We start from the raw sequence: 20,678 nt of genomic DNA on the forward strand, positions 1-20,678 counted from the left end.
TCCGACCAACCCGGAAGTAGCGTAAAGGTCGGCGGCGGTGGAATCGGTTGCATTCGTCTCTGGCGCCCTCATGATAGGGATTATGAGGGCGCTAACTAGCGCTCACTCACTTCTCGATGGGAACGCTCATGTCACGACTTGCCGATATTCCTCTCTCGGTGCTGGACCTGGCACCGATCACGCGCGACGGTACTGCGGCGGAGACCTTCCGTCACAGCGTCGACCTGGCCCAGCAGACCGAACGCCTTGGCTACAACCGTTACTGGCTGGCCGAGCATCACAACATCGATGGGATCGCCAGCGCGGCGACCAGCGTGTTGATCGGTCACATTGCGGGCGCTACCTCGACGCTACGCATCGGCAGCGGCGGCATCATGCTGCCCAACCATCCGCCGCTGGCGATCGCCGAGCAGTTCGGCACCCTGGCCACGCTCTACCCGGATCGGATCGATCTCGGCCTGGGCCGCGCGCCGGGGTCCGACGGCATCACCATGCAGGCCATGCGCCGCGACCCACGCGCCGGCGTCAACGATTTCCCCGACCGTCTCGATGAACTACGCCGCTATCTGGGTGATACCGTACCCGGCCAGCGCGTGCGCGCCATTCCCGGTGAGGGCACCCACGTGCCCATCTGGCTGCTCGGCTCCAGCGGCTATAGTGCCCAGCTCGCGGCCAGGCTCGGTCTGCCTTTCGCGTTCGCTGGGCAGTTCGCGCCGGGCTACATGGTCGAGGCGCTGCATCTCTATCGCGAAGGTTTCCAGCCGGGTGTACTCGACAAGCCCCACGCCATGATCGGGATTCCGCTGGTCGCCGCCGACACCGACGAGCGCGCCCGCTTTCTGGCCACCACGCAGCAGCAGAAATTTCTCAATCTGATTCGCGGCAAGAGCACGCGCACCCTGCCACCGGTAGAGAATCTCGACTGGTCGCCGCAGGAACGGGCCATGGTCTCGCAGAATCTGGGGGCCGCCGTGGTCGGCGGGCCGGAGAGCGTACGCCAACAACTGGACGACCTGCTCGAGCAGACCGGCGCCGACGAAATCATGGTCAACACCGACTGTTTTGATCACGCCGAACGGGTGAAGTCCTACGAGATTCTGGCAGACGTATGGAAGGCCTGATTGCCGAACAGTCGTAGATCTAGAGGCTAGAATTTGCCTCCCGGCGTCTCCAAGACCGCGCGGGGTGAGAAGCGCCAAGCCGGGTCGCGCGACATGGATGTCGCGCGAGGCGCGCCAGGACCTCTCCGCCCGCGAATCAGACGAATCCTAACTACCCACGAAAAAACACCCGGCACATGGCCGGGTGTTTTCATTTTGAGGCAGCGATGAGAAGTCAGCCCAAGGGCTATCAACCCAAACGCTTGGCCAGCAGACCTTCCAGCTTCTTCTGGTCGGCGGCGAAGGTACGGATGCCTTCGGCCAGCTTTTCGGTCGCCATGGCGTCCTCGTTGTGCTCCCAGCGGAACTGCGCTTCACCGATCGGATCGAGGCGCTCGGTGCCGCTACCCTCGTCGGTGATCTTGCGCGTCACGTCCCCTTCCGCCGAGGAGAGTTCCTCGAGCAGCGCCGGCGAAATGGTCAGGCGATTACAGCCGGCCAGCGCCAGAATCTGATCGGTGTTGCGGAAGCTGGCGCCCATGACCACCGTCTTGTAACCGTACTGGCTGGCGTAGTCGCACACACCTCGGACGAACTTGACGCCCGGATCCTCGTCCGGCGCGTAGGATTCGGTACCGGTGGATTTCTTGTACCAGTCGGTGACGCGGCCGACGAAGGGAGAGATCAGATAGACGCCGGCTTCGAAACAGGCGCGCGCCTGGGCATCGGAGAAGAGCAGCGTCAGATTGCACTTGATGCCTTCCTTCTCGAGCCTTTCGGCAGCGCGAATGCCTTCCCAAGTGGAGGCGAGCTTGATCAGCACGCGGTCCTTGGAGACGCCCTGCTTCTCGTACAGTTTGATCAGATGGTGGGCCTTCTCGAAGCTGGCTTCCTCGTCGAAGGAGAGCTTGGCGGCCACTTCGGTGGAGACGCGACCCGGAATGATCTTGGTGATCTCGGTGCCGATCGCCACGCAAAGACGATCAACCGCGTCCTCGACGCGTGCGTCGGCATCGGACACTTCCGACTTCACCGCGGTCAATGTCTCGTCGATCAACGCCTGATAGCCCTCGAGATCGAAGGCCTTGAGAATCAGAGAGGGATTGGTAGTCGCGTCATGCGGCTGATAGCGGCGGATGGCATCCAGATCGCCGGTATCGGCGACTACCATGGAAAGTTGCTTGAGAGAGTCGAGTTGCTGCGTCATGAGTCACTCCATCGTCGTAGCGTGTGATTGCATCCCTTCGCAATCCTAATTCTGAAAGCATAACACCGATGCGTAGCTATCACCGTGACTTGACCGCGTTCCGCGCACTCTTTGACGTGAGGCCGCATCACACAATCAGAATGATGATACTTAAGGCCCGAACTGAAAATAAGCGACGAATAGGCGACGGCAAGAATGTTACTGCCGGTCAATATCGCCCCCATCGGCAACGCCTTCTCCTGTCCACTATCAATGGGGGAACAAAGCGCGATTTCAAGCCTTGAGGCAGCTGTTTTCGGGCGACAGCATCGCTGCCCACTGACGACGCGGTGGCGGTCAACCGGCGATACGGTCGCGGCCGTCGGGCGATACGAGAGCCGCCCCCGGAAGGATACCGAAGACTCAAGCGATACCGTGCTCGCGGCTCAGCGCCTCGCGGTAGCGGCGATAGATATCATCATAGCAGGCGACGGTTTCCGGCTGTGGCCGAGTCAGCGTGGATTCATCCAGGCGCACCCAATCCCGGCAGAGCGTATCCAATGCCACTTCGGACTCACGGTCATCGCACCAGCGTGCCTGGATCGCCCCGCCGAAAGCCGCGGCCTCGGTGACCTGGGGACAGACCACCTCGACATCGAGCACATCGGCCACGATCTGGCGCCACACCGGGCTTTTGGCCCCGCCGCCAACGAGCCGCACCTGAGTTGCCTGACTGGCCAACGGGCCCAGCAGTTCGAGCCCATAACGCAGCCCGAAGGTGGCGCTTTCGACAGCGGCACGGCACAGATTTTCCGGGGTGGTGTTGAAGCTGGTCAGGCCGCTCATGCTCGCCTGCGCCTGGGGCAACGCCGGCACCCGTTCGCCACTGAAGAACGGCAGCAAAGTGATGCCACCCGCCCCCGGCTCGGCCTTGGCGACGGCACGATTGAAGCCGTCGATGTCCAGCCCGACCAGCTCCCGCAGCGTGGTCGTGGCCGAGGTGACGTTCATGGTGCAGATCAACGGCAGCCAGCCGCTGTGACTGGCGCAGAAGTTCGCTACCATGGCGTTGTCCGGCACCACCGGATCGGAGGAATGAACGGCGATGGTGCCGGAAGTCCCCAGACTGATCGTGACCCGCCCCGGCTCGATATTGCCGGTGCCGATGGCTCCCATCATGTTGTCGCCACCGCCGCTGGAGACGAGCACGTCATCACTCAGCCCCAGCTCGCGGGCCAGCTCTGGGCGCACCTTTCCCACTGCCTCGCGGGAATCGATCAGTCTCGGCAGCACCGTGTCGAAATCGAGCTCGGGGGCGATGATGTCGAACACGTCTCGCCGCCAGGTTCGCGCTCGCGTATCGAAATAACCGGTGCCGGATGCATCGCCTGGCTCGGCCACCCGCTCGCCGGTCAGCCAGAAGTTGAGATAGTCGTGCGGCAGCAGCAGCGTGGCGATTTTCCGATAGGCGTCAGGATGGGTTTCGCGCAGCCAGGCAATCTTGGAGGCGGTATAACCGGTCTGCAGTACCAGTCCGAGCTTGTCGATGCAGCCCTGTTCGCCACCGAGCTGCTCGATCAGTCGCGCGTTCCAATCGGCAGTCTCGGTATCGTTCCAGAGCTTGGCCGGATGTAGCGGCGCGCCATCGCCATCCAGCGCCACCATGCCGTGCTGTTGGCCGGAAATACCGATGGCCCGGATCGTGTCCGCCTTCACGCCGGCATCGCTCAGCGCCTCTTCGAGGGCGCCGCGAAAGGCCTCGGTCCACTCCTCGACACGCTGTTCCCGTCGGCCGTGGTCGCCCTGTTCCAGCTGGTGGGGACGAGAAGCTTCACCAACGATGCGTCCGTCGTCACCATCGACCACCACGACCTTGGTGCTCTGCGTGCCACAATCCACGCCGATATACATCGCGTCCATCCCTTGATCAGTTCCGATTTCGTATCGCTTGCGCGGCCGGCGCGAACGCCGACCTCAATTCGTCACCCGCTGACGTCAATGCGCCACGAGATGCTCGATACAGGCTCGCGCGCCGTCGCGATAAAGCCTTTCGAGTGCATCGAGATAGGCCGCGCGGAAACGCTCGTCGTCGGCCAGATCGCCGAACAGCTGACGATTCTCGATGAAGGCGGTCGGTTCGTCGCGGTTACGTTTGGCGATCGCCGTCAGCTCGTCTTTCAGACGATCGACGACCACGATCGATTCGCCCTGCTCGTCGGCGCCCTCGGCATAGCGCGCCCAGCTGGCGACGACCGCCGCGCTGCGATGAATCTCGCCGCCCTGTGCCAACTGCTCGCGAATCACCGGCAGCAGCCATTTGGGGATGCGATCCGAGCTTTCGGCACACAGCCGCGCCAGGGTGTCCTTGATCTCCGGATTGGCAAAACGCGCGATCAGCGTGTGCTTGTAATCGTCGAGATCGACGCCCGGCACCGGCCGCAGGGTCGGCGTGCCCTCGCGGTTCATGTAATCGAGCAGGAAGTCGACGAACAGCGGGTCCTGACACACTTCATGAGCATAGCGGTAGCCGGCCAGATAGCCGAAGTAGGTCAGCGCCTGATGGCTGGCGTTGAGCAGACGTAGCTTCATCAGCTCGTAGGGCATGACATCTTCGACCAGCTGCACGCCGACCTGATCGTAGGCAGGACGGCCAGCGTTGAAATGGTCCTCCAGCACCCATTGGGTGAAGGGCTCGCAGACCACTGGCCAGCGATCCTCGATACCGAAGCGCTGGTGAATCTCTTCGATGTCCGCCTCGGTGGTCACCGGCGTGATGCGATCGACCATCGAGTTGGGAAAATGCACGTTGGCATCGATCCAGTCACCGAGTTCCGCGTCCCGCGCTCTGGCATAGGCCACGAACATCTTGTGGGCGACTTCGCCGTTACCCTGAATGTTGTCGCAGGACATCACCGTGAATGGCTCGATGCCGCGCTCCCGCCGACGCGCCAACGCCTCGGCGACGATCCCGAAAGTGGTTCTGGGGGTCTTCGGCGAGGCCAGATCGTGTTCGACATCCGCGTTTCCGAGGTCGAACTCGCCGGTGACATGGTGAAAGTTGTAGCCCCCTTCGGTCACCGTCAGCGACACGATGCGGATCTTGGGGTCTGCCAACAATTCCAGCGTTCCTTCGATATCGTCCGGCGCATAGCGATAGTCGATGATCGAGCCGATGACCCGCGCCTGGTACTCGCCCTCGGGATGCTTGATCACCAGGGTATAGAGATGATCCTGAGCGGAGAGCGCCGCCTGCATGCGACGATCGCCGGGCATCACGCCGACCCCGACGATACCCCAGTCCAGCGCTTCGCCTCGATTCATCAGATCATCGAGATACATCGCCTGATGAGCGCGATGAAAGCCGCCGACGCCGAAGTGGACGATACCCGGCGTGACCCGACTGCGATCGTAGGACGGCTTGGCGACGGTATTCTCGAGCTGGCCGAGGGCCGCCGAATTCAGCGATGGCATAGGTTGTCTCCTGAAAAGTCACTGCCCATAAAGATTCTGAATGCGTTCGGCCCCGATCAGGCCTTGGCGGCGACCGAAGACTGCTCCGCCGGCTCGCGACCAATGGCCAGTTCACTGTCGGTGTCGAACAGATGCAACTTGTCGCTGTCGCAGGCCAGCGTCAGGGTGTCACCGATCTCGACTTTCTGGTGACCGGGCAGCTGTGCGGTGACGGAATGCTCGCCCACGCTCAGTTGCACCACGGTCACCGCCCCCAGCGTCTCGACCACATCCACCGTGCCTTCGACACGATTGGTTGCCGCGCCATCGCTCAACCGGAGATGCTCCGGGCGAATACCGACCCAGACATCACCCACGTTCCGGGTGGTCACGACGGGCCGGTGGCTGTCATCCAGCGTCAGTCGATAGCCGTCGCCACTGACGACTCCTTCGGCATGCCTGGCGCGCAGAAAGTTCATCGACGGGTTGCCGATGAAACCGGCCACGAAACGATTGGCCGGGAATTCGTAGAGATTGATCGGCGTATCGATCTGCTGAATTCTGCCGTCCTTCATCACCACGATGCGCTCGCCCATGGTCATGGCTTCGACCTGGTCATGGGTCACGTAGAACGTGGTCACCTTGAGACGCTTGTGCAGCTTGACGATCTCGGCACGCATATCGACGCGCAGTTTGGCATCCAAGTTGGAGAGTGGCTCGTCCATCAGGAAAACCTGCGGATCGCGCACGATCGCTCTGCCCAGCGCGACGCGTTGACGCTGACCGCCGGAAAGCTCGCGCGGCTTGCGATCGAGCAGGGACTGAATTCCCAATGTCTGCGCCGCTTCCTCGATCTTGGCCTTGATCTCTGCCGCGGGGCGTTTTTTCAGCTTCAGGCTGAACCCCATGTTGTCGGCAACGCTCATGTGCGGATAAAGCGCGTAGCTCTGGAACACCATCGCGATATCGCGCTCCTTGGGCGGCACCTGACTGACATCTCTGCCGCCGATCAGGATTTCGCCTTCGGTATTGCGCTCCAGCCCGGCGATCATGCGCATGGTGGTCGACTTGCCGCAGCCCGAAGGACCCACCAGCACCACGAATTCGCCGTCGCGGGTGACCAGGTTGAAGTTATCGACTGCGTTGCTGCTTTTGTCGCCTTTGCCCTTAACGAGACCCTGAGCATAGTTCTTGGCGACATTCTTGAGTTCGACGATGGCCATCTCGTTAGCCCTCTGAAAAAGATTCGTTACCGGCGCGTTCGCCGATCATTTAACGGCGCCGAAAGTCAGGCCTCTGACCATCTGGCGTTGCGTGAACCAACCGAGCACGATGATCGGCGCGATGGCCAGTACCGAAGCAGCGGACATCTTGGCCCAATAGAGTCCTTCGGCACTCTTGAACGAGGCGATGTAGACCGCCAGAGTCGCCGCGTCGTGATCCGTCATGGTGATGCTCCAGAACGACTCGTTCCACGCCAGGATCAGCGCCAGCAGCCCGGTCGAGGCCAGCCCCGGCAGCGCCAACGGCAGCACCACCTTGAACAGCGTCTGCATGATGCTGGCACCGTCGATGTCGGCCGCCTCGACGATATCCTTGGGGATGTCGCGGAAGTAGGAATAGACCATCCACACGATGATCGGCAGGTTCATGGCCGTGAACAGAAGCGTCAGCCCCAACGCGTTGTCCAGAAGCCCGACCGCGCTGTAGACCAGATAGATCGGAATCAGCACGCCGACCGCCGGAATGAACTTGGTCGACACCATCCATACCAGCAGGAAGTCGGTGCGCTTGTTGGGATAGAACGCCATGGCGTAGGCCGCCGGCACCGCCAGTGCCAGCCCGATGACGGTCGAGGCGACGGCGGTCAGCACCGAATTCCAGGCGTAGTGCCAATAGCCGCTGCCCTGCGCCAACGCCGTCTTGAAACTCTCGAGCGTCGGCGAAAAGAAGAAGCTCGGCACGACCGTGAAGGCTTCCTGCTCGGACTTGAACGCCGTCAACAGCAGCCACAGGATCGGGAAGAAGATCAGCAGCGCCACGATCCACGCGAGCACGCCCATGACACCGTTGCTGAAACGAGATGAGTTCATCGTGCGGCTCCCGCGTTGAGGTTCCCGGCAATGAAGCGAATCAGCATGATGGCGAAGATGTTCGCCAGGATTACCGCCCCGATGGCGGCTGCCGAAGCGATGCCGATATCGTTCTGCTGGAATACGGTCTGAAAGATGTAGTACGGCAGGTTGGTGGTTGCCGTACCGGGGCCGCCACCGGTGGTGGTGTAGATCTCGGCAAACGAGGTCAGGAAGAAGATGCTCTCCAGCATCACCACGACATACAGCACCTGCCCCAGGTGCGGAATCACGATGTGCTGGAATTCCTGCCAGGCGCTGGCACCATCGAGCTTGGCCGCCTCGATCTGGTCTTCCGGCAGTGACTGCAGTCCGGTCAGCAATACCAGCAGCGCGAACGGCGTCCACTCCCAGGTAATCATGATGATCACCGATAGCATTGGATAGTGGGCGAGCCAGTCGACCGGCTCCAGCCCCAGTTGCCGTGCCAACCAGGCGAACAGACCGAAGACCGGGTGGAACAGCATGTTCTTCCAGATCAGACCGGTCACTACCGGCATGACGAAAAAGGGCGCCACCGCCAGCGTGCGAGCCACGCCACGGCCGACGAAGGTGCGATTGAACAGCAGTGCCAGTGCCAAGCCCAAACACACCGTGATGACCAGACTGGCCGCAACGATGATCAGGGTATTGGCCAGCGACTTCCAGAAAGTGGCGTCGCCCAGCAGGATCGCGAAATTGTTCAAACCGGCAAAGCCGTTGTACATCGGCATGAGCAGGTTGTACTGCTGAAACGAGTAATAGATGGTCATGGCCAGTGGCACGAGCATCCATATCAGCAGGAAGATGACCGCCGGCGCCATCAGCAGCCGCGTGGTACGAGCGAACGAACGAGCGCCGGTAGCTTCAGCGCTCGGGGCAGTTCGAGAAATGGCTTTCATGCGGGATTCCCGTGGCTTCGGATTGCATGACGCAACCCTTGGTCAGACTAGGCAGGTCAGACTAGACAGCTCAGACTAGACAGCTCCGACTAGTTAGCTCCGACTGGACAGCTCCAGCTTACGCAGCGACACCGCCGATCGAATCGATCGGCGGTGTCCCATGCCTTGCTTACTGCGGTTTGCCGGTCTGCTGCATGATGCGGTCGGTGAAGGTCTGCCCCTGCTGGAGCGCCTCGTCGACACTGCTCTCACCCGAGAGCATTGCTGCCATCAGCTGGCCGACACGAGTACCGATTGCCTGGAACTGCGGAATGGTGACGAACTGCACGCCGGTGTAGGGCACTTCCTGCGCGCTGGGATCGGTCGGGCTGGCGCTCTTGATCGCCGTCTCGACCAGCGGCGCAAACGGCGCTGCCTTGACGTAGTCGTCACTGTCATAGGTGGACTGCCGCGTGCCCGGAGGTACCGCCAGCCAACCCTTGTCGTCCGCCACGGCCTGGATGTAATCCTTGGAGGTCGCCCAGTCGACGAAGGTCTTCGCGGCTTCCTGATGCTTGGACGACTGCGGCACTGCCAGCGCCCAGGTGAACAGCCAGTTGGAACCCTTCTCGGTCTTCTCGTGAGGCGCCTGAGCGAAGCCCACCTTGTCGGCGATCTTGGAGGTTTCCGGATCGCTGACGTAACTGGCCGCCACGGTAGAATCCACCCACATGCCGCACTGACCGTTGGCGAACAGGGTCTCGGACTCGGTGAAGCCGTTGGAGGTCACCCCCGGCGGGCCATAATCGTTGAGCAGTTCGACGTAGGCGTTGGCCGCGTTCTTCCACTCGTCGCTGGTCAGCTGCGGTTTCCAGTCCATGTCGAACCAGCGTCCGCCGAAGCTGTTGACCATGGTGCCGAACAGCGCCATGTTCTGACCCCAGCCCGGCAGCCCGCGAAGGCAGATACCGTAGACGCCATCCGATTTCGACTGGATCTTGGAAGCGAATTCCTTCATCTGGGTCCAGGTCGGCTTGTCCGGCATTTCGATGCCGGCCTTCTCGAACAGATCCTTGCGGTAATAGGTCACCGAGGACTCGGCATAAAACGGCAGCGCATAGAGCTTGCCGTCCACCGACAGACCATCCTTGACCGGCTTGAGAAGATCGTCGGCGTCATAGCTTTCGGGCAGATTCTCCATTGGCGACAGCCAATCGTTCTGTGCCCAGATCGGCGTCTCGTAGTTGCTCACGGTGACCACGTCATACTGACCGGCGCCGCTGGCGATGTCGGTGGTCACTTTCTGACGCAGTTCGTTTTCCGGCAGCGTCACCCAGTTCACATTGATATCCGGGTGGGCATCGTTGAACGCCGACATCATGCTCTGCATCGTCACCATGTCGGGGTTGTTCACGGTGGCCACGGTGATGTCCGTGCTCTGCGCCATGGCAGCGGAACAGACCCCAAGGCCTGCGATCCCGATGCCTGAAACAAACAAGGCAAGTCTCATCTGGAATTCCTCTCGTAGTGCTTGTTATTGCTAGGGCTTTGACGGCTGTCACGCCGAGTGCCGAACGATCCCCGGGCACGGTCCGACCTTGAGATTCCAGGCTGGCGCTGATCAGAGACGAGGACCGACCGTGTGCATTGCAAGAACGGATACTTGAACGCTCATGACATCAAAGATAGATCATAACGTTAACACCCGAGGAATCAAGCTGACGATGATTAAAATAAGCAAGCAAATTCAAAAAGATAAACTCTATTAGACCAATGTTTAATGCCCAGGATAGACCTAAGTATTAGAGAAAAAGGTAGATGACAGAGACACTATCGATGATAGAAAATGATGCGAAATGATACGTAATGTCCAAACGCTCGAGATGCTGGGCATCCGTATCCGGCTTGCCGCATTCGGACACAGAAGATCATGCGGGTCATCAGGGAGATGAGGCGATGCCTCGAACCACGCTCGAAGATATCGCCCGACTGGCCGGTGTCAGCAAGATCACGGTATCGCGGGCGTTCTCCTCGCCGGACAAAGTCCATGCCGAAACCCGCACCCAGATACTGCGCATCGCTCGCGAACTCAATTACGTGCCGCCATCAGGGGCTCGTGATACCGCCGTTACCCGCACCCTGGGCGTCGTCAATCCCAACATGGGCAACCCGTTTTTTGCCCGCCTGACCCGCGAAATCACGCTGGCGGCCAGAGCTCGCGGGTATACCGTGCTGGTATTCGACTCCTACGAATCGGAGACGCTGGAGGCGGAAGCGATCGGCAAACTGATCGAGTTCTCCGTCGACGCCGTCATCCTGTCGGTGATCTCGTCGGATATCGATTACCACCCAGCCTATCTGGATCGCCTCGCCTCGGCGGGCATCCCGGTGGTACTGGTGGATCGCGAGCTCAAGGCGGTCCATTACGGCGGGGTCTACATCGACAATCTCGACTGCGGCTATCAAGCTGGACGCTATTGCCTCGAGCGGGGAATCACGCAGTTGCTGGCGGTCTCCGGGCCGGCCGACTCGATGGTCTCGATCGGCCGCATGTCAGGCATCCGGGAGGCCATCGGGGGCCGTGGGATAACGCTCGACGTGGTGTACAGCGACTTCTCCTTCGAACCCGCCTATGACGCGCTACGCGAGTATCTGCGCGACCACCCCTGGCCGCAGGGAATCATCGGTGCCAACAACCAGATCACCATGGCGGTGTTGAAGCTGTGTCACGAACGCGGGGTCGTTCCACAGCGTGATATCCAGCTGTTCAGCATCGACGACATCGAGCACAGCGACGTGTTCGGCCTGCAGATTCCCTGCATCCATCACAATTTGCCGGAGATCGCGCAGCAGGCGTTGCAGCTGGCGTTGGCGGCCATCCAGTCACCGGATCAACGAGGTTTTCGCACCGTGGTTCGAGGCCAACTGCTGACGCAGTGATCCATGATTCAGTGACCCGATCCTCCGCCGACGCGACCATGGTCTAGCCACACGCCGTCATCCGGGCGTCGAAGTCTCCCCGGACTGCACGGAGACCGGCGACGCCGGAAGCCACACGTCGGCGGCCAACCCGCCGATGGCGGCGCGCTCCAGACGCAGCGTGCCGCCGTAAAGCATCATCAGATCCTCGACGATCGCCAGCCCCAGCCCCGAACCGCCGGGACCGGAACCCGCACTGGAACCCGCGTCGCGCACATCCAGACGCACGCCTCGCGCCAGCGCGGCCTCGCTCTGGGCTTGAGTCATCCCCGGGCCGTCATCCTCGATTCGCAGACGCACACCTTGTGACACCCGAGAGACCTTGAACAGCACTCGGCCTTCTGCCCAACGCAGCGCGTTCTCGAGCAGATTGCCGGTGAGCTCCTGAAGGTCCTGGGGATCGATCCGCGCGGTCGCCCCGGAATCGATATCGGCATCGAAGCGTATTCCCCGTCGCGACGCCAGCTTGGCCAGCCCCTGCACCACCGGGGCGATGGCGTCATGAATCGACACCCGTCCGGAAAAAGCCACGCCACCCGCTGCCGAGGCCCGGGCCAGGTGGTGGCGAACGGCATCGTCGATCCGCGTCAGTTCGGTATTGATGGGCCGGCGCTGCGTCTCCGGGAAGCGTTCGGAAAGCGTCTTGAGCACGCTCACCGGCGTCTTCAGCGCGTGGGCCAGGTTGCCCGCCGCCGCGCGTCCGCGCTCGATCAACCGCCGGTCACGCTCGAGCACGCCGTTCATCGCCAGTGCCAGCTCCTTGAGCTCCACCGGCAACTGGGTATCCAGGCGCTCGATCTCGCCCTCCTCCACCGCTCGCAGATTGGCCGACATCCGGCGTAACGGTGCCAGCCCCCAGCGCATCTGCAGCGCCAATCCGGCCAGCAGCAACACGCCGAAAGTGGCAAGCGACAGTATCAACAGACGTTCGAAGCGTCCGACTTCGTGATTCAGCTCCACGGTCGAACCCGCCAGTGCGACATGGACCGTCTCGCGGTGCCCCGGCAGGCGCAGATCGCGCTCGATCATGCGCAGGTCGTCGTCGCGGGGACCCTCGACTTCGTAGACATGGATTCCATCGTCATCCTGGGGCACCGGCAGTCGCTGATCCCACAGCGAACGCGACGTCAGGGTGAGATCGTCGCCGTCGGTCACTTGCCAGTACCAGCCGGAATAGACCCGATCGAAGCGGGCGTCACCCAACGAGCGGTTGAGCTGCAGGCGCTGGCCGATGTTGTCGACCTGCATGCCGGCCAGCAATGCATTGAGCAGGGATTCGAGACGGCTATCGAAAGAGGCGGTGGCGGATTGGCGGAAGTTGTAGCTCAGCCCGGCACCGGCCAGCGGTAGCAGCACGATGACCAGCACCAGCGATGCGACCAGCAGCCTCGCGCCCAACGGCGCCAGCCGCAGCCACTCGCCAAGCCGGGCCACCCAGCATGGCCGCCAGCGTTTCCAGCCGTCTTCTCTCGAGCGATCGCCTTTCAAGTCTCGGCCTCTCAATTCTCGATCTTTCAAGCCCCGGCCTCGAGATCGACCAGGCGATAACCCTGGCCACGAAGCGTTTCGATGCGGGCACGACCGAACTTGCGCCGCAGACGACTGATCTGGACGTCGATGACGTTGGAATCGGGTTCATGATCACGGTTGTAGACATGCTCGACGAGCTCGGCGCGGCTGACGATCCGCGGCGAAGCATGCATCAGATACGAGAGCAGCCGCGACTCCTGGGCGGTCAGGGTGATCGGGCGACCTGCCAGTGAAACACTGCCCGAATGTGTATCCAGGGTCAGCTCGCCCACCCGAATCACCGGATGAGCGTGGCCGTGACTGCGCCGAACCAGGGCCCGTAGCCGAAACAGCACCTCGGCGGTCTCGAACGGCTTGACCACATAATCGTCGGCACCGGCGGAAAAGCCGGCCGCCTTGTCGGACCAGCGTTCACGTGCCGTCAGAACCAGTACCGGCAGATCGATATCATCCTCGCGCCACTGCGAAAGCCATCGTGTGCCGTCGCCGTCGGGCAGCCCCAGATCGAGAATGACCGCGTCATAGCGTTCGGTACGCACCAGATAATCGGCCTGCTGCCCGGTGGTGGTCGACTCGATCAACAGGCCGGCTTCCGCCAGCGCGCTCGCCAGCGCCTCTGCGAGCGCGGCATCGTCTTCGACCAGCAATACCTTCATTACCGACTCCCTGACTCAAGACACGTTATCGCCCTCGACGCTCGACAAGCGCTCGACAGGCGACAACCTAGGGCGATTTCTTCATCGCCTCGATATTGACGCCTTCGACGCTCAACAGCTCGCCGCTGGTGGCATCGAACTCGAATTCGACCACCTGCCCCTGGGGCCCGATCATTTCTACCTCGTATTCGATCAGGCCGTCGTCCTGTTCCAGCTCGACCTCGAGGATCTGGCCATCATAGCGAGCTTCCAGCCAATCCATGACCTCGTCGATGCCCACCAGATGGCCTTCCTTGACCTCCTGGTGCAGATCTCTCCAGTTGTCGCCGTCGGCGCTGACAGGCACCAGAGTGCCGCTCACCAGCAGCGGCAGGATCGACAGCAGCACGAGCGCGTTTCGAAGTTTCATTTCCATAGTGTGCCGCAATCGCCATTAACCCGAGATGAATCCGCCAGATCAAGACATCTCGCCGATGGCGTCCGCTCAACGAGAGCGATGAACCCAGGATGAACGCCGCCTTCAGTTCGGGGCAAGGTCCCCCCGAGTATAACGGTAGACATCGGCAGAGCCTGCGCGCTGCCGCAGTGGACGTTTTCACGATACCCGGTATCAGGAGACTAGTGATGAAAAATCCATGGATGCTCTCCGCCGTGGCACTTGGCAGCGGGATCAGCGCCGGTGCCATGGCAGACGACAAAACCCTCTCCTACAGCCAGCTGGACACGCTGCTCAACGGTGCCGAACGCTACGGCTTCAGTCGCTATGAAAAGCTCGACGTCGATCATGACGACAACCGTCTCGAGATCGAAGGCTGGCGGGAAGACGGCTGGGAGCTCGATGTTTCGATGACGCTCGACAATGCCGCCCCGACGCGTGAAAGCCAGCGCAAGTCGAACACGCCGGACTGGAGTCTGAGCGGAGAAGAACTACGAGAGGCGCTGGATCGCGCTCGTGATCAAGGCATGCAACATTTGGAGGAGCTCGAGGTCGATAGTGATGGGCACATCGAGATCGAAGGCTACACTGGCAATCAAACTGAGTTCGATCTCGAACTGCATCGCGACGATCTAAAGTTCGTAGATATCAACACCGGGGGGTGAAACCGGATGACCGATAACCGCCAGAATGACAACGCCGCCTGGCGCGCCGCCCAGCAATGGCGCGAGCGCGTCCATCAAACTCGTCCGCGTCAAGGGGCCGGCGGTCTGCGCCTGCTGGCGACCTGGCTACTGTTCGGCGTCATGCTGATCATCGGCACCCTGCTTGGCCTGTTCTTCCTTGTCATCGGCTGGGCGATGCTGCCGTTTCTCCGCCACCGGATGAAAAAGCGGGCCGAGCAGGTTCGCGCTTCCCGAGCGCAATATGCCGGCGGCAGCGCGGATCCGGATATCGGCGCTCACGAAAGTGATGCCAATGCCGCCAAGCGTTCCCAGCACGTCCTCGATGGCGAATACGAAGTGCGCTCGAAGGAATCCTGATCGCACCGAATTGGCACACGCCATGCGATCTTAGCCGCTGCCCTCGGCCGACTTTTTTTGATGCTCTTTACGTTAATGGGTATCCCAAAAACGCTTCGGATCGGTTTCAAGCTTTCTTGACGAACTCCGATTTGAGCTTCATCGGTCCGATACCGTCGACCTTGCAGTCGATGTCGTGGTCACCATCCACCAGTCGAATGTTCTTGACCTTGGTGCCGACCTTCACCACCAGGGACGAGCCTTTGATTTTAAGATCCTTGATCACGGTGATGCTGTCACCATCGGCGAGCGGCGTGCCGTGCGCATCGGTTACGACGCTGTCCTGGCCATCCTCGGCGCCGGCATCCGCATCGGACCACTCATGGGCACACTCGGGGCAGATAAACAGTTGGCTATCGACGTAGGTATATTCGGACCCGCACTGCGGGCAAGGAGGTAACTGGCTCATGCATAGACTTCCGGCGTTCAGGAAAGCCGCGGAGTCTACGCTGCCCGTTTTGGGCTGCCCAGTTTAATTACGCTTGGTTTTCCAGCGTGACCCGCGGGCTGGAGATGATGCTGACAAACTTTTTCACGCCTGAAGTCTTGTATCCTGAATCATACGACGATATATAGCCCGAAGCGTCACTGAGATGCGATATCACGGGAGGGCTAGGCAATGAGCCGTGAAGAATATATCGAAGAGCAGGATTTCTCCGAAGCCGTCAATGATGAGCAGTTCGAGCGTCCCCGCAGCAGCAAGGCGGATTCCTTACGCGCCCGACGTCAGGTCGAGGCACTGCTCGAGGAACGTCGCCTCAAGCGTGCCATCGAAGACGACTGGTACAACGATTTCGGCGACGAAGAAGAGTAGGCCTCGCTACGCGTTTCACAGGCAGACTTCATTACCACGGGATTTACCACGGGCGCTCAGGCGCCCGTTCGCATTGTCGGCATGACTGGTTTACCCTTCCAGAACTACGCTGAGCCCTGTTGACGGGCGTTTCAGCAAAGACTGACTGTTTCTATTCACCGCGACATATAACCGGATTTCCATGGCGCAATACGTTTACACCATGAACCGGGTGGGCAAGGTCGTCCCCCCGAAGCGCGAGATCCTCAAGGATATCTCGCTATCCTTCTTCCCTGGCGCCAAGATCGGCGTGCTCGGCCTCAACGGCTCGGGAAAGTCGACGCTGCTGCGCATCATGGCCGGCCTCGACACCGAGCATAACGGCGAAGCGCGGCCGATGCCGGGCATCAATATCGGCTATCTGCCGCAGGAGCCGGAGCTCGACGACAGCAAGAGCGTTCGCGAAACGGTCGAGGAAGCGCTGGGCGAGATCAAGCAGGCCCAGGAGCAGCTGGAAGCCGTCTACGTCGCCTACGCCGAGCCGGACGCCGACTTCGACGCGCTGGCCGCACAGCAGGCGCGCCTGGAGAACATCATCGAAGCGGCCGATGCGCATAACATCGAGCGCAAGCTGGAAGTGGCCGCGGAGGCGCTGCGGCTGCCTTCCTGGGAGGCCAGCGTGGGCCATCTTTCCGGCGGCGAGCGGCGCCGCGTGGCGCTATGCCGGCTGCTGCTCTCGAGCCCGGACATGCTGCTGCTCGACGAACCGACCAACCATCTGGACGCCGAATCCGTCGCCTGGCTGGAACGCTTCCTGCACGACTATCCGGGTACCGTTGTGGCGATCACCCACGACCGCTACTTCCTCGACAATGTCGCCGGCTGGATCCTGGAGCTCGACCGCGGCCAGGGCATTCCGTTCGAAGGCAACTACTCCCAGTGGCTCGAGTCCAAGGAAAAGCGCCTCGAGCAGGAGTCCAAACAGGAAGCCGGACGCCAGCGCGCGATCAAGCAGGAGCTGGAGTGGGTTCGTCAGAATGCCAAGGGGCGTCAGGCCAAGAGCAAGGCGCGTCTCAACCGCTTCGAAGAGCTCCAGTCGGGCGACTATCAGAAACGCAACGAAACCAACGAGATCTACATTCCGCCCGGGCCCCGTCTAGGCGACAAGGTCATCGAGTTTCACGATGTCAGCAAGCGTTTCGACGAGAAGATGCTGTTCGACAATCTCAGCTTCCAGGTGCCGACTGGCGCGATCGTGGGCATCGTCGGTGGCAACGGCGCCGGCAAGTCGACGCTGTTCAAGCTGATCGACGGCAAGGAACAGCCGGATGGGGGCGAAGTGGTGCTCGGCGACACGGTCAGCGTTGCCTACGTCGAACAGTTGCGCGATCACTTCGACAATACCCAGACCGTGTGGGAAGCCGTTTCCGACGGCCAGGATATTCTCAACATCAACGGCTATGAAGTCTCCTCGCGCGCCTACGTGGGCCGGTTCAACTTCAAGGGCACCGACCAGCAGAAACGTCTGAGCGATCTCTCGGGCGGTGAGCGTGGCCGCCTGCAGCTGGCCCAGACGCTCAAGCAGGCCGCCAACGTGCTGCTGCTCGACGAACCCTCCAACGATCTCGATATCGAGACGCTGCGCGCGCTGGAAGAAGCGTTGCTGGCCTTCCCTGGCTGCGCCTTGGTGATCTCGCACGATCGCTGGTTTCTCGATCGTATCGCGACGCACATCCTGGCCTACGAGGGCGATTCCAACGTGGTCTTCTTCGAAGGCAACTACGCCGAGTACGAAGCTGACTACCACAAGCGTGTCGGCAACGACACGCCGAAGCGAATGAAGTACAAGCGCATCGACGCCTGACTCTCGGATGGCTTTTCGTCCCCGTTGAACGCAAATACCCCGCCAATCAGGCGGGGTATTTGTGAGTACCGAAGCATAAGTACCGAATCGTAAGTACCGAATCGTAAGTACCGAATCATTCGTTGCCGGTTTGTTCGCTGTCGACCTCGCTGCTGCTGGCTGCGAACGCTGCCGACTTCATCGTTACCGACTCTTAAGTGTCAACGGCCTCGGCCGCGGATCAGTGACACGACGAACAGGATCAAGAAGATCACGAACAGAACCTTGGCGATCGTCGCAGCGGCACCAGCGATACCACCGAAACCCAGAACCCCGGCGATGATGGCGACGATAAGGAAAATGACGGCGTAGCTAAGCATGGCAACTCTTCCTGTGCTGACCCGTTGGATCTACCGATCCGGCCTATCCGGTTCGGCAAACCATCCTCTCGTTCCGTGAGGACAGTCTAAGCCTTGCCGTTTCCGACCCTTTCGTCAAGTCTCTCGCGTAACTCCCTGCTCAATAAAAGGAACGCTCGCCCGGGGGGCGCGTCTTGAAGCGTCGATGCAGCCACAGATACTGCTCCGGATGACGCCGAATCGCCTGCTCGATGAACGCGTTCACCTGTGCCGCGTCGGCCACTTCATCGCCACTGGGAAAGTTCTCCAGCGGCGGCAGATATTCCAGCGTATAGGTGCGATTGTCCGGGTTGCGGTGAAACATCAGCGGCATCACCAGCGCGCCCGTCATCTTGGCAATCTTGGCGGTCAACTTGATCGACGCTGCCGGCACACCGAAGAACGGCGCGAACACGCTCGCTTCGCGACCGAAATCCTGGTCCGGCGAGTACCACACGGCATGGCCGGACTTGATCCGACGAACCACACCCCGCAGATCGTGGCGATCGATCGCCGCACCGAAGATGCCGCGCCGAGCGCGGGTCATGAAGTCTTCGAACACGGGATTGTCGTGCGGTCGATAGACGACATCGGCGGGAAAGAACAGCGAATGTAGCGCCCCACCCAGGTCCAGAGTCGAAAAATGAATGCCGATGATCAACGCGCCCTTGCCCTGCGCCATGGCCCGATCCATGTGCTCGGTGCCGCGAAAGGCGACGCGATGACGTAGATGCTCGGGGTCGCGGCACCAGCCGGTGGCCGTCTCGAGAATGCCGATACCATTGGCGACGAAGGTTTTCTTGACCAGTGCCGCCCGCTGCCGATCGTCCAACTCGGGAAAACAGAGCGCCAGGTTGGTGTCGGTAATGTGGCGACGGCGCTTGGCCAGTTTCCAGCTCAGCAGACCGATCGTTCGTCCCAGCACCAGCTTGGCGCGCCAGGGCAGAAGCGCGCCCAGGCGCATCAAGGCGATGCCTAACCAAGCCCCCCAGTAGCGAGGATGAGCATGATTGGCGGGATAGACTTTCTTGGCCATGGACCTTCCGATTCCGTGTGAACGCCGGACAGTGTAGCGAAATGGCGCGAGTGGCTGCTACGCGTCGCCGGAATAGCGCCGAGGTACTCGCGGCAGAACGCCCGTCAGCAGGGTATATCCGATGGTGTCGCTGTGGGTCGCCACCTCGTCGACGCTGAGCCCCCGGCCCCATAGCACGACTTCGCTGCCGACATCCGCCTCGGGCAGATGGCTGATATCGACCGTCAGCATATCCATCGACACCCGCCCCACCAACGGGCAGCGCTGGCCGTCGACCAGGATCGGCGTCCCGTCGCGGGCATGACGGTCATAGCCATCGCCGTAGCCGGCGGCAACCACGCCGATCCGCGACGGCCTGGAAGTCCGCCAGCGAGCGCCGTAGCCGACCGGCTCGCCACCCGCTAGAGACCGCACCGCAATCAACCGCGACCGCAGCGTCATCACCGGTTCCAGCGCAATGCCGGTCGGTAGTGCACTTTCGAGCGGATTGCTGCCGTAGAGCATGATGCCGGGCCGATTCCATTGCGCGTGGGTCTGCGGCTTGACCAGCGTCGCCGGCGAGTTGGCGACACAGCGCGGCGCCTGCAAACGCTCACCGATCGAGTCGACGATCCGCTGCTGCTGTTCGAATTGGGAGATATCGCAACGGTCGGCGCTGGAAAAATGACTGATCAGATGCAGATCGCGAACCCGAGGCGATGCCCGCAGTCGCGCCCAGCGCTCGACGAAAGTTTCGGGATCGTAGCCGAGCCGATGCATTCCCGAATCCAGTTTGAGCCAGACTGTCAGCGGATCAACTGCCGGATGCTTCAACACGGCCTGAAGCTGCCAGTCGCTGTGGACGACTTGCCATAGCCCCAGCGCCTCGACGCGGGGCAGCTCGCCAGCCTCGAAGATGCCTTCCAGCAGCACAATCGGACGCTCGACGCCCGCTTCCCGCAGCGCTTCGGCTTCTTCCAGCGAGGCCACCGCGAATGCAGGCGCGAGGGCTTCCAGCGCCTTGGCGCACGCTACCGCCCCATGCCCGTAGGCATTGGCCTTGATCACTGCCATGCAGCGGCTGAGAGGCGCCAGATCGCGGGCAACGGCGTAATTGTGGCGCAGGGCATTCAAATCGATATCGGCGATGAGCGGCCGGGCCATGACACTTCCTTAAAAGCAACCAGACGACAGGCAACCCCAGCGGATGCCTGCCGC

The 20,678-nt window shown here is 61.4% G+C and carries 20 protein-coding genes; 6 read left to right on the plus strand and 14 right to left on the minus strand.

What is annotated here, in order from left to right:
- The first annotated feature begins 128 nt into the window (after positions 1–128).
- Positions 129–1,121, plus strand: coding sequence for an LLM class flavin-dependent oxidoreductase (locus DOM58_RS07030; protein ID WP_075563325.1), 993 nt, complete (start codon positions 129–131; stop codon positions 1,119–1,121).
- A gap of 229 nt (positions 1,122–1,350) precedes the next feature.
- Here DOM58_RS07030 and tal read toward each other — a convergent pair whose 3' ends face one another.
- The 7 genes from tal to DOM58_RS07065 form a co-directional block, all read right to left on the minus strand.
- On the minus strand, positions 1,351–2,307 hold the full coding sequence (gene tal, locus DOM58_RS07035) for a transaldolase (protein ID WP_075563326.1): 957 nt from the start codon (positions 2,305–2,307) through the stop codon (positions 1,351–1,353).
- Positions 2,308–2,709: 402 nt separating this feature from the next.
- Positions 2,710–4,197 carry a xylulokinase gene (gene xylB, locus DOM58_RS07040; RefSeq protein ID WP_110692294.1) on the minus strand — a complete coding sequence of 496 codons (1,488 nt, stop codon included), beginning with the start codon at positions 4,195–4,197 and terminating at the stop codon, positions 2,710–2,712.
- Positions 4,198–4,281: 84 nt separating this feature from the next.
- Positions 4,282–5,757, minus strand: a complete 1,476-nt coding sequence (locus tag DOM58_RS07045; RefSeq protein ID WP_110692295.1) for a mannitol dehydrogenase family protein — start codon at positions 5,755–5,757, stop codon at positions 4,282–4,284.
- Between the two features lie 56 nt (positions 5,758–5,813).
- The gene (locus DOM58_RS07050) at positions 5,814–6,959 is read right to left on the minus strand and encodes an ABC transporter ATP-binding protein (RefSeq protein WP_110692296.1); all 1,146 of its coding nucleotides are present in this window, start codon (positions 6,957–6,959) and stop codon (positions 5,814–5,816) included.
- Positions 6,960–7,004: 45 nt separating this feature from the next.
- Complete coding sequence (locus DOM58_RS07055; protein ID WP_075563330.1) at positions 7,005–7,829, minus strand: carbohydrate ABC transporter permease; 825 nt, start codon at positions 7,827–7,829, stop codon at positions 7,005–7,007.
- Complete coding sequence (locus tag DOM58_RS07060; RefSeq protein ID WP_083627909.1) at positions 7,826–8,749, minus strand: carbohydrate ABC transporter permease; 924 nt, start codon at positions 8,747–8,749, stop codon at positions 7,826–7,828. The genes DOM58_RS07055 and DOM58_RS07060 overlap by 4 nt, the downstream gene beginning before the upstream one ends.
- A gap of 169 nt (positions 8,750–8,918) precedes the next feature.
- Entirely contained in the window at positions 8,919–10,238 is a 1,320-nt protein-coding gene (locus DOM58_RS07065; protein ID WP_075563331.1) for an ABC transporter substrate-binding protein, read from the minus strand.
- 446 nt (positions 10,239–10,684) lie between these two features.
- Between DOM58_RS07065 and DOM58_RS07070 the strand changes: the two genes are divergently transcribed.
- Positions 10,685–11,668, plus strand: coding sequence for a LacI family DNA-binding transcriptional regulator (locus tag DOM58_RS07070; RefSeq protein ID WP_188113789.1), 984 nt, complete (start codon positions 10,685–10,687; stop codon positions 11,666–11,668).
- 57 nt (positions 11,669–11,725) lie between these two features.
- On the opposite strand, the gene DOM58_RS07075 is transcribed toward DOM58_RS07070, so the two are convergent.
- The 3 genes from DOM58_RS07075 to DOM58_RS07085 all read right to left on the minus strand — a co-directional run bounded on the left by DOM58_RS07075 (position 11,726) and on the right by DOM58_RS07085 (position 14,302).
- The gene (locus DOM58_RS07075; protein WP_342588584.1) at positions 11,726–13,195 is read right to left on the minus strand and encodes a sensor histidine kinase; all 1,470 of its coding nucleotides are present in this window, start codon (positions 13,193–13,195) and stop codon (positions 11,726–11,728) included.
- 26 nt (positions 13,196–13,221) lie between these two features.
- Positions 13,222–13,893, minus strand: a complete 672-nt coding sequence (locus DOM58_RS07080) for a response regulator (RefSeq protein ID WP_110692298.1) — start codon at positions 13,891–13,893, stop codon at positions 13,222–13,224.
- A 67-nt stretch (positions 13,894–13,960) separates the two neighbouring features.
- Entirely contained in the window at positions 13,961–14,302 is a 342-nt protein-coding gene (locus DOM58_RS07085) for a PepSY domain-containing protein (protein WP_075563333.1), read from the minus strand.
- 215 nt (positions 14,303–14,517) lie between these two features.
- Here DOM58_RS07085 and DOM58_RS07090 point away from each other — a divergent pair, with 215 nt between their 5' ends.
- A complete protein-coding gene (locus DOM58_RS07090) occupies positions 14,518–14,994 on the plus strand; it encodes a hypothetical protein (protein WP_157957508.1) in 477 nt (158 codons plus the stop codon).
- Positions 14,995–15,000: 6 nt separating this feature from the next.
- Positions 15,001–15,372: a hypothetical protein gene (locus DOM58_RS07095; protein WP_075563335.1), complete on the plus strand. Its 372-nt coding sequence runs from the start codon at positions 15,001–15,003 to the stop codon at positions 15,370–15,372.
- 106 nt (positions 15,373–15,478) lie between these two features.
- On the opposite strand, the gene DOM58_RS07100 is transcribed toward DOM58_RS07095, so the two are convergent.
- Complete coding sequence (locus DOM58_RS07100) at positions 15,479–15,820, minus strand: zinc ribbon domain-containing protein YjdM (RefSeq protein ID WP_075563336.1); 342 nt, start codon at positions 15,818–15,820, stop codon at positions 15,479–15,481.
- A 210-nt stretch (positions 15,821–16,030) separates the two neighbouring features.
- Between DOM58_RS07100 and DOM58_RS07105 the strand changes: the two genes are divergently transcribed.
- The gene (locus tag DOM58_RS07105; RefSeq protein ID WP_075563337.1) at positions 16,031–16,225 is read left to right on the plus strand and encodes a PA3496 family putative envelope integrity protein; all 195 of its coding nucleotides are present in this window, start codon (positions 16,031–16,033) and stop codon (positions 16,223–16,225) included.
- Between the two features lie 181 nt (positions 16,226–16,406).
- Positions 16,407–18,068 (plus strand): energy-dependent translational throttle protein EttA, encoded by a 1,662-nt coding sequence (gene ettA / locus DOM58_RS07110; RefSeq protein ID WP_110692301.1) that lies wholly within the window; start codon positions 16,407–16,409, stop codon positions 18,066–18,068.
- A gap of 200 nt (positions 18,069–18,268) precedes the next feature.
- On the opposite strand, the gene DOM58_RS07115 is transcribed toward ettA, so the two are convergent.
- The 3 genes from DOM58_RS07115 to alr all read right to left on the minus strand — a co-directional run bounded on the left by DOM58_RS07115 (position 18,269) and on the right by alr (position 20,624).
- Positions 18,269–18,427 carry a DUF1328 domain-containing protein gene (locus DOM58_RS07115; RefSeq protein ID WP_071231586.1) on the minus strand — a complete coding sequence of 53 codons (159 nt, stop codon included), beginning with the start codon at positions 18,425–18,427 and terminating at the stop codon, positions 18,269–18,271.
- Between the two features lie 139 nt (positions 18,428–18,566).
- Positions 18,567–19,481, minus strand: coding sequence for an LpxL/LpxP family Kdo(2)-lipid IV(A) lauroyl/palmitoleoyl acyltransferase (gene lpxL, locus DOM58_RS07120; protein WP_110692302.1), 915 nt, complete (start codon positions 19,479–19,481; stop codon positions 18,567–18,569).
- A 57-nt stretch (positions 19,482–19,538) separates the two neighbouring features.
- A complete protein-coding gene (gene alr / locus DOM58_RS07125) occupies positions 19,539–20,624 on the minus strand; it encodes an alanine racemase (RefSeq protein ID WP_110692303.1) in 1,086 nt (361 codons plus the stop codon).
- Positions 20,625–20,678: the final 54 nt, after the last annotated feature.

It is taken from the genome of Salinicola halophyticus (assembly GCF_003206695.1).
In the GTDB taxonomy this organism is placed as follows: Bacteria; Pseudomonadota; Gammaproteobacteria; order Pseudomonadales; family Halomonadaceae; genus Salinicola; species Salinicola halophyticus.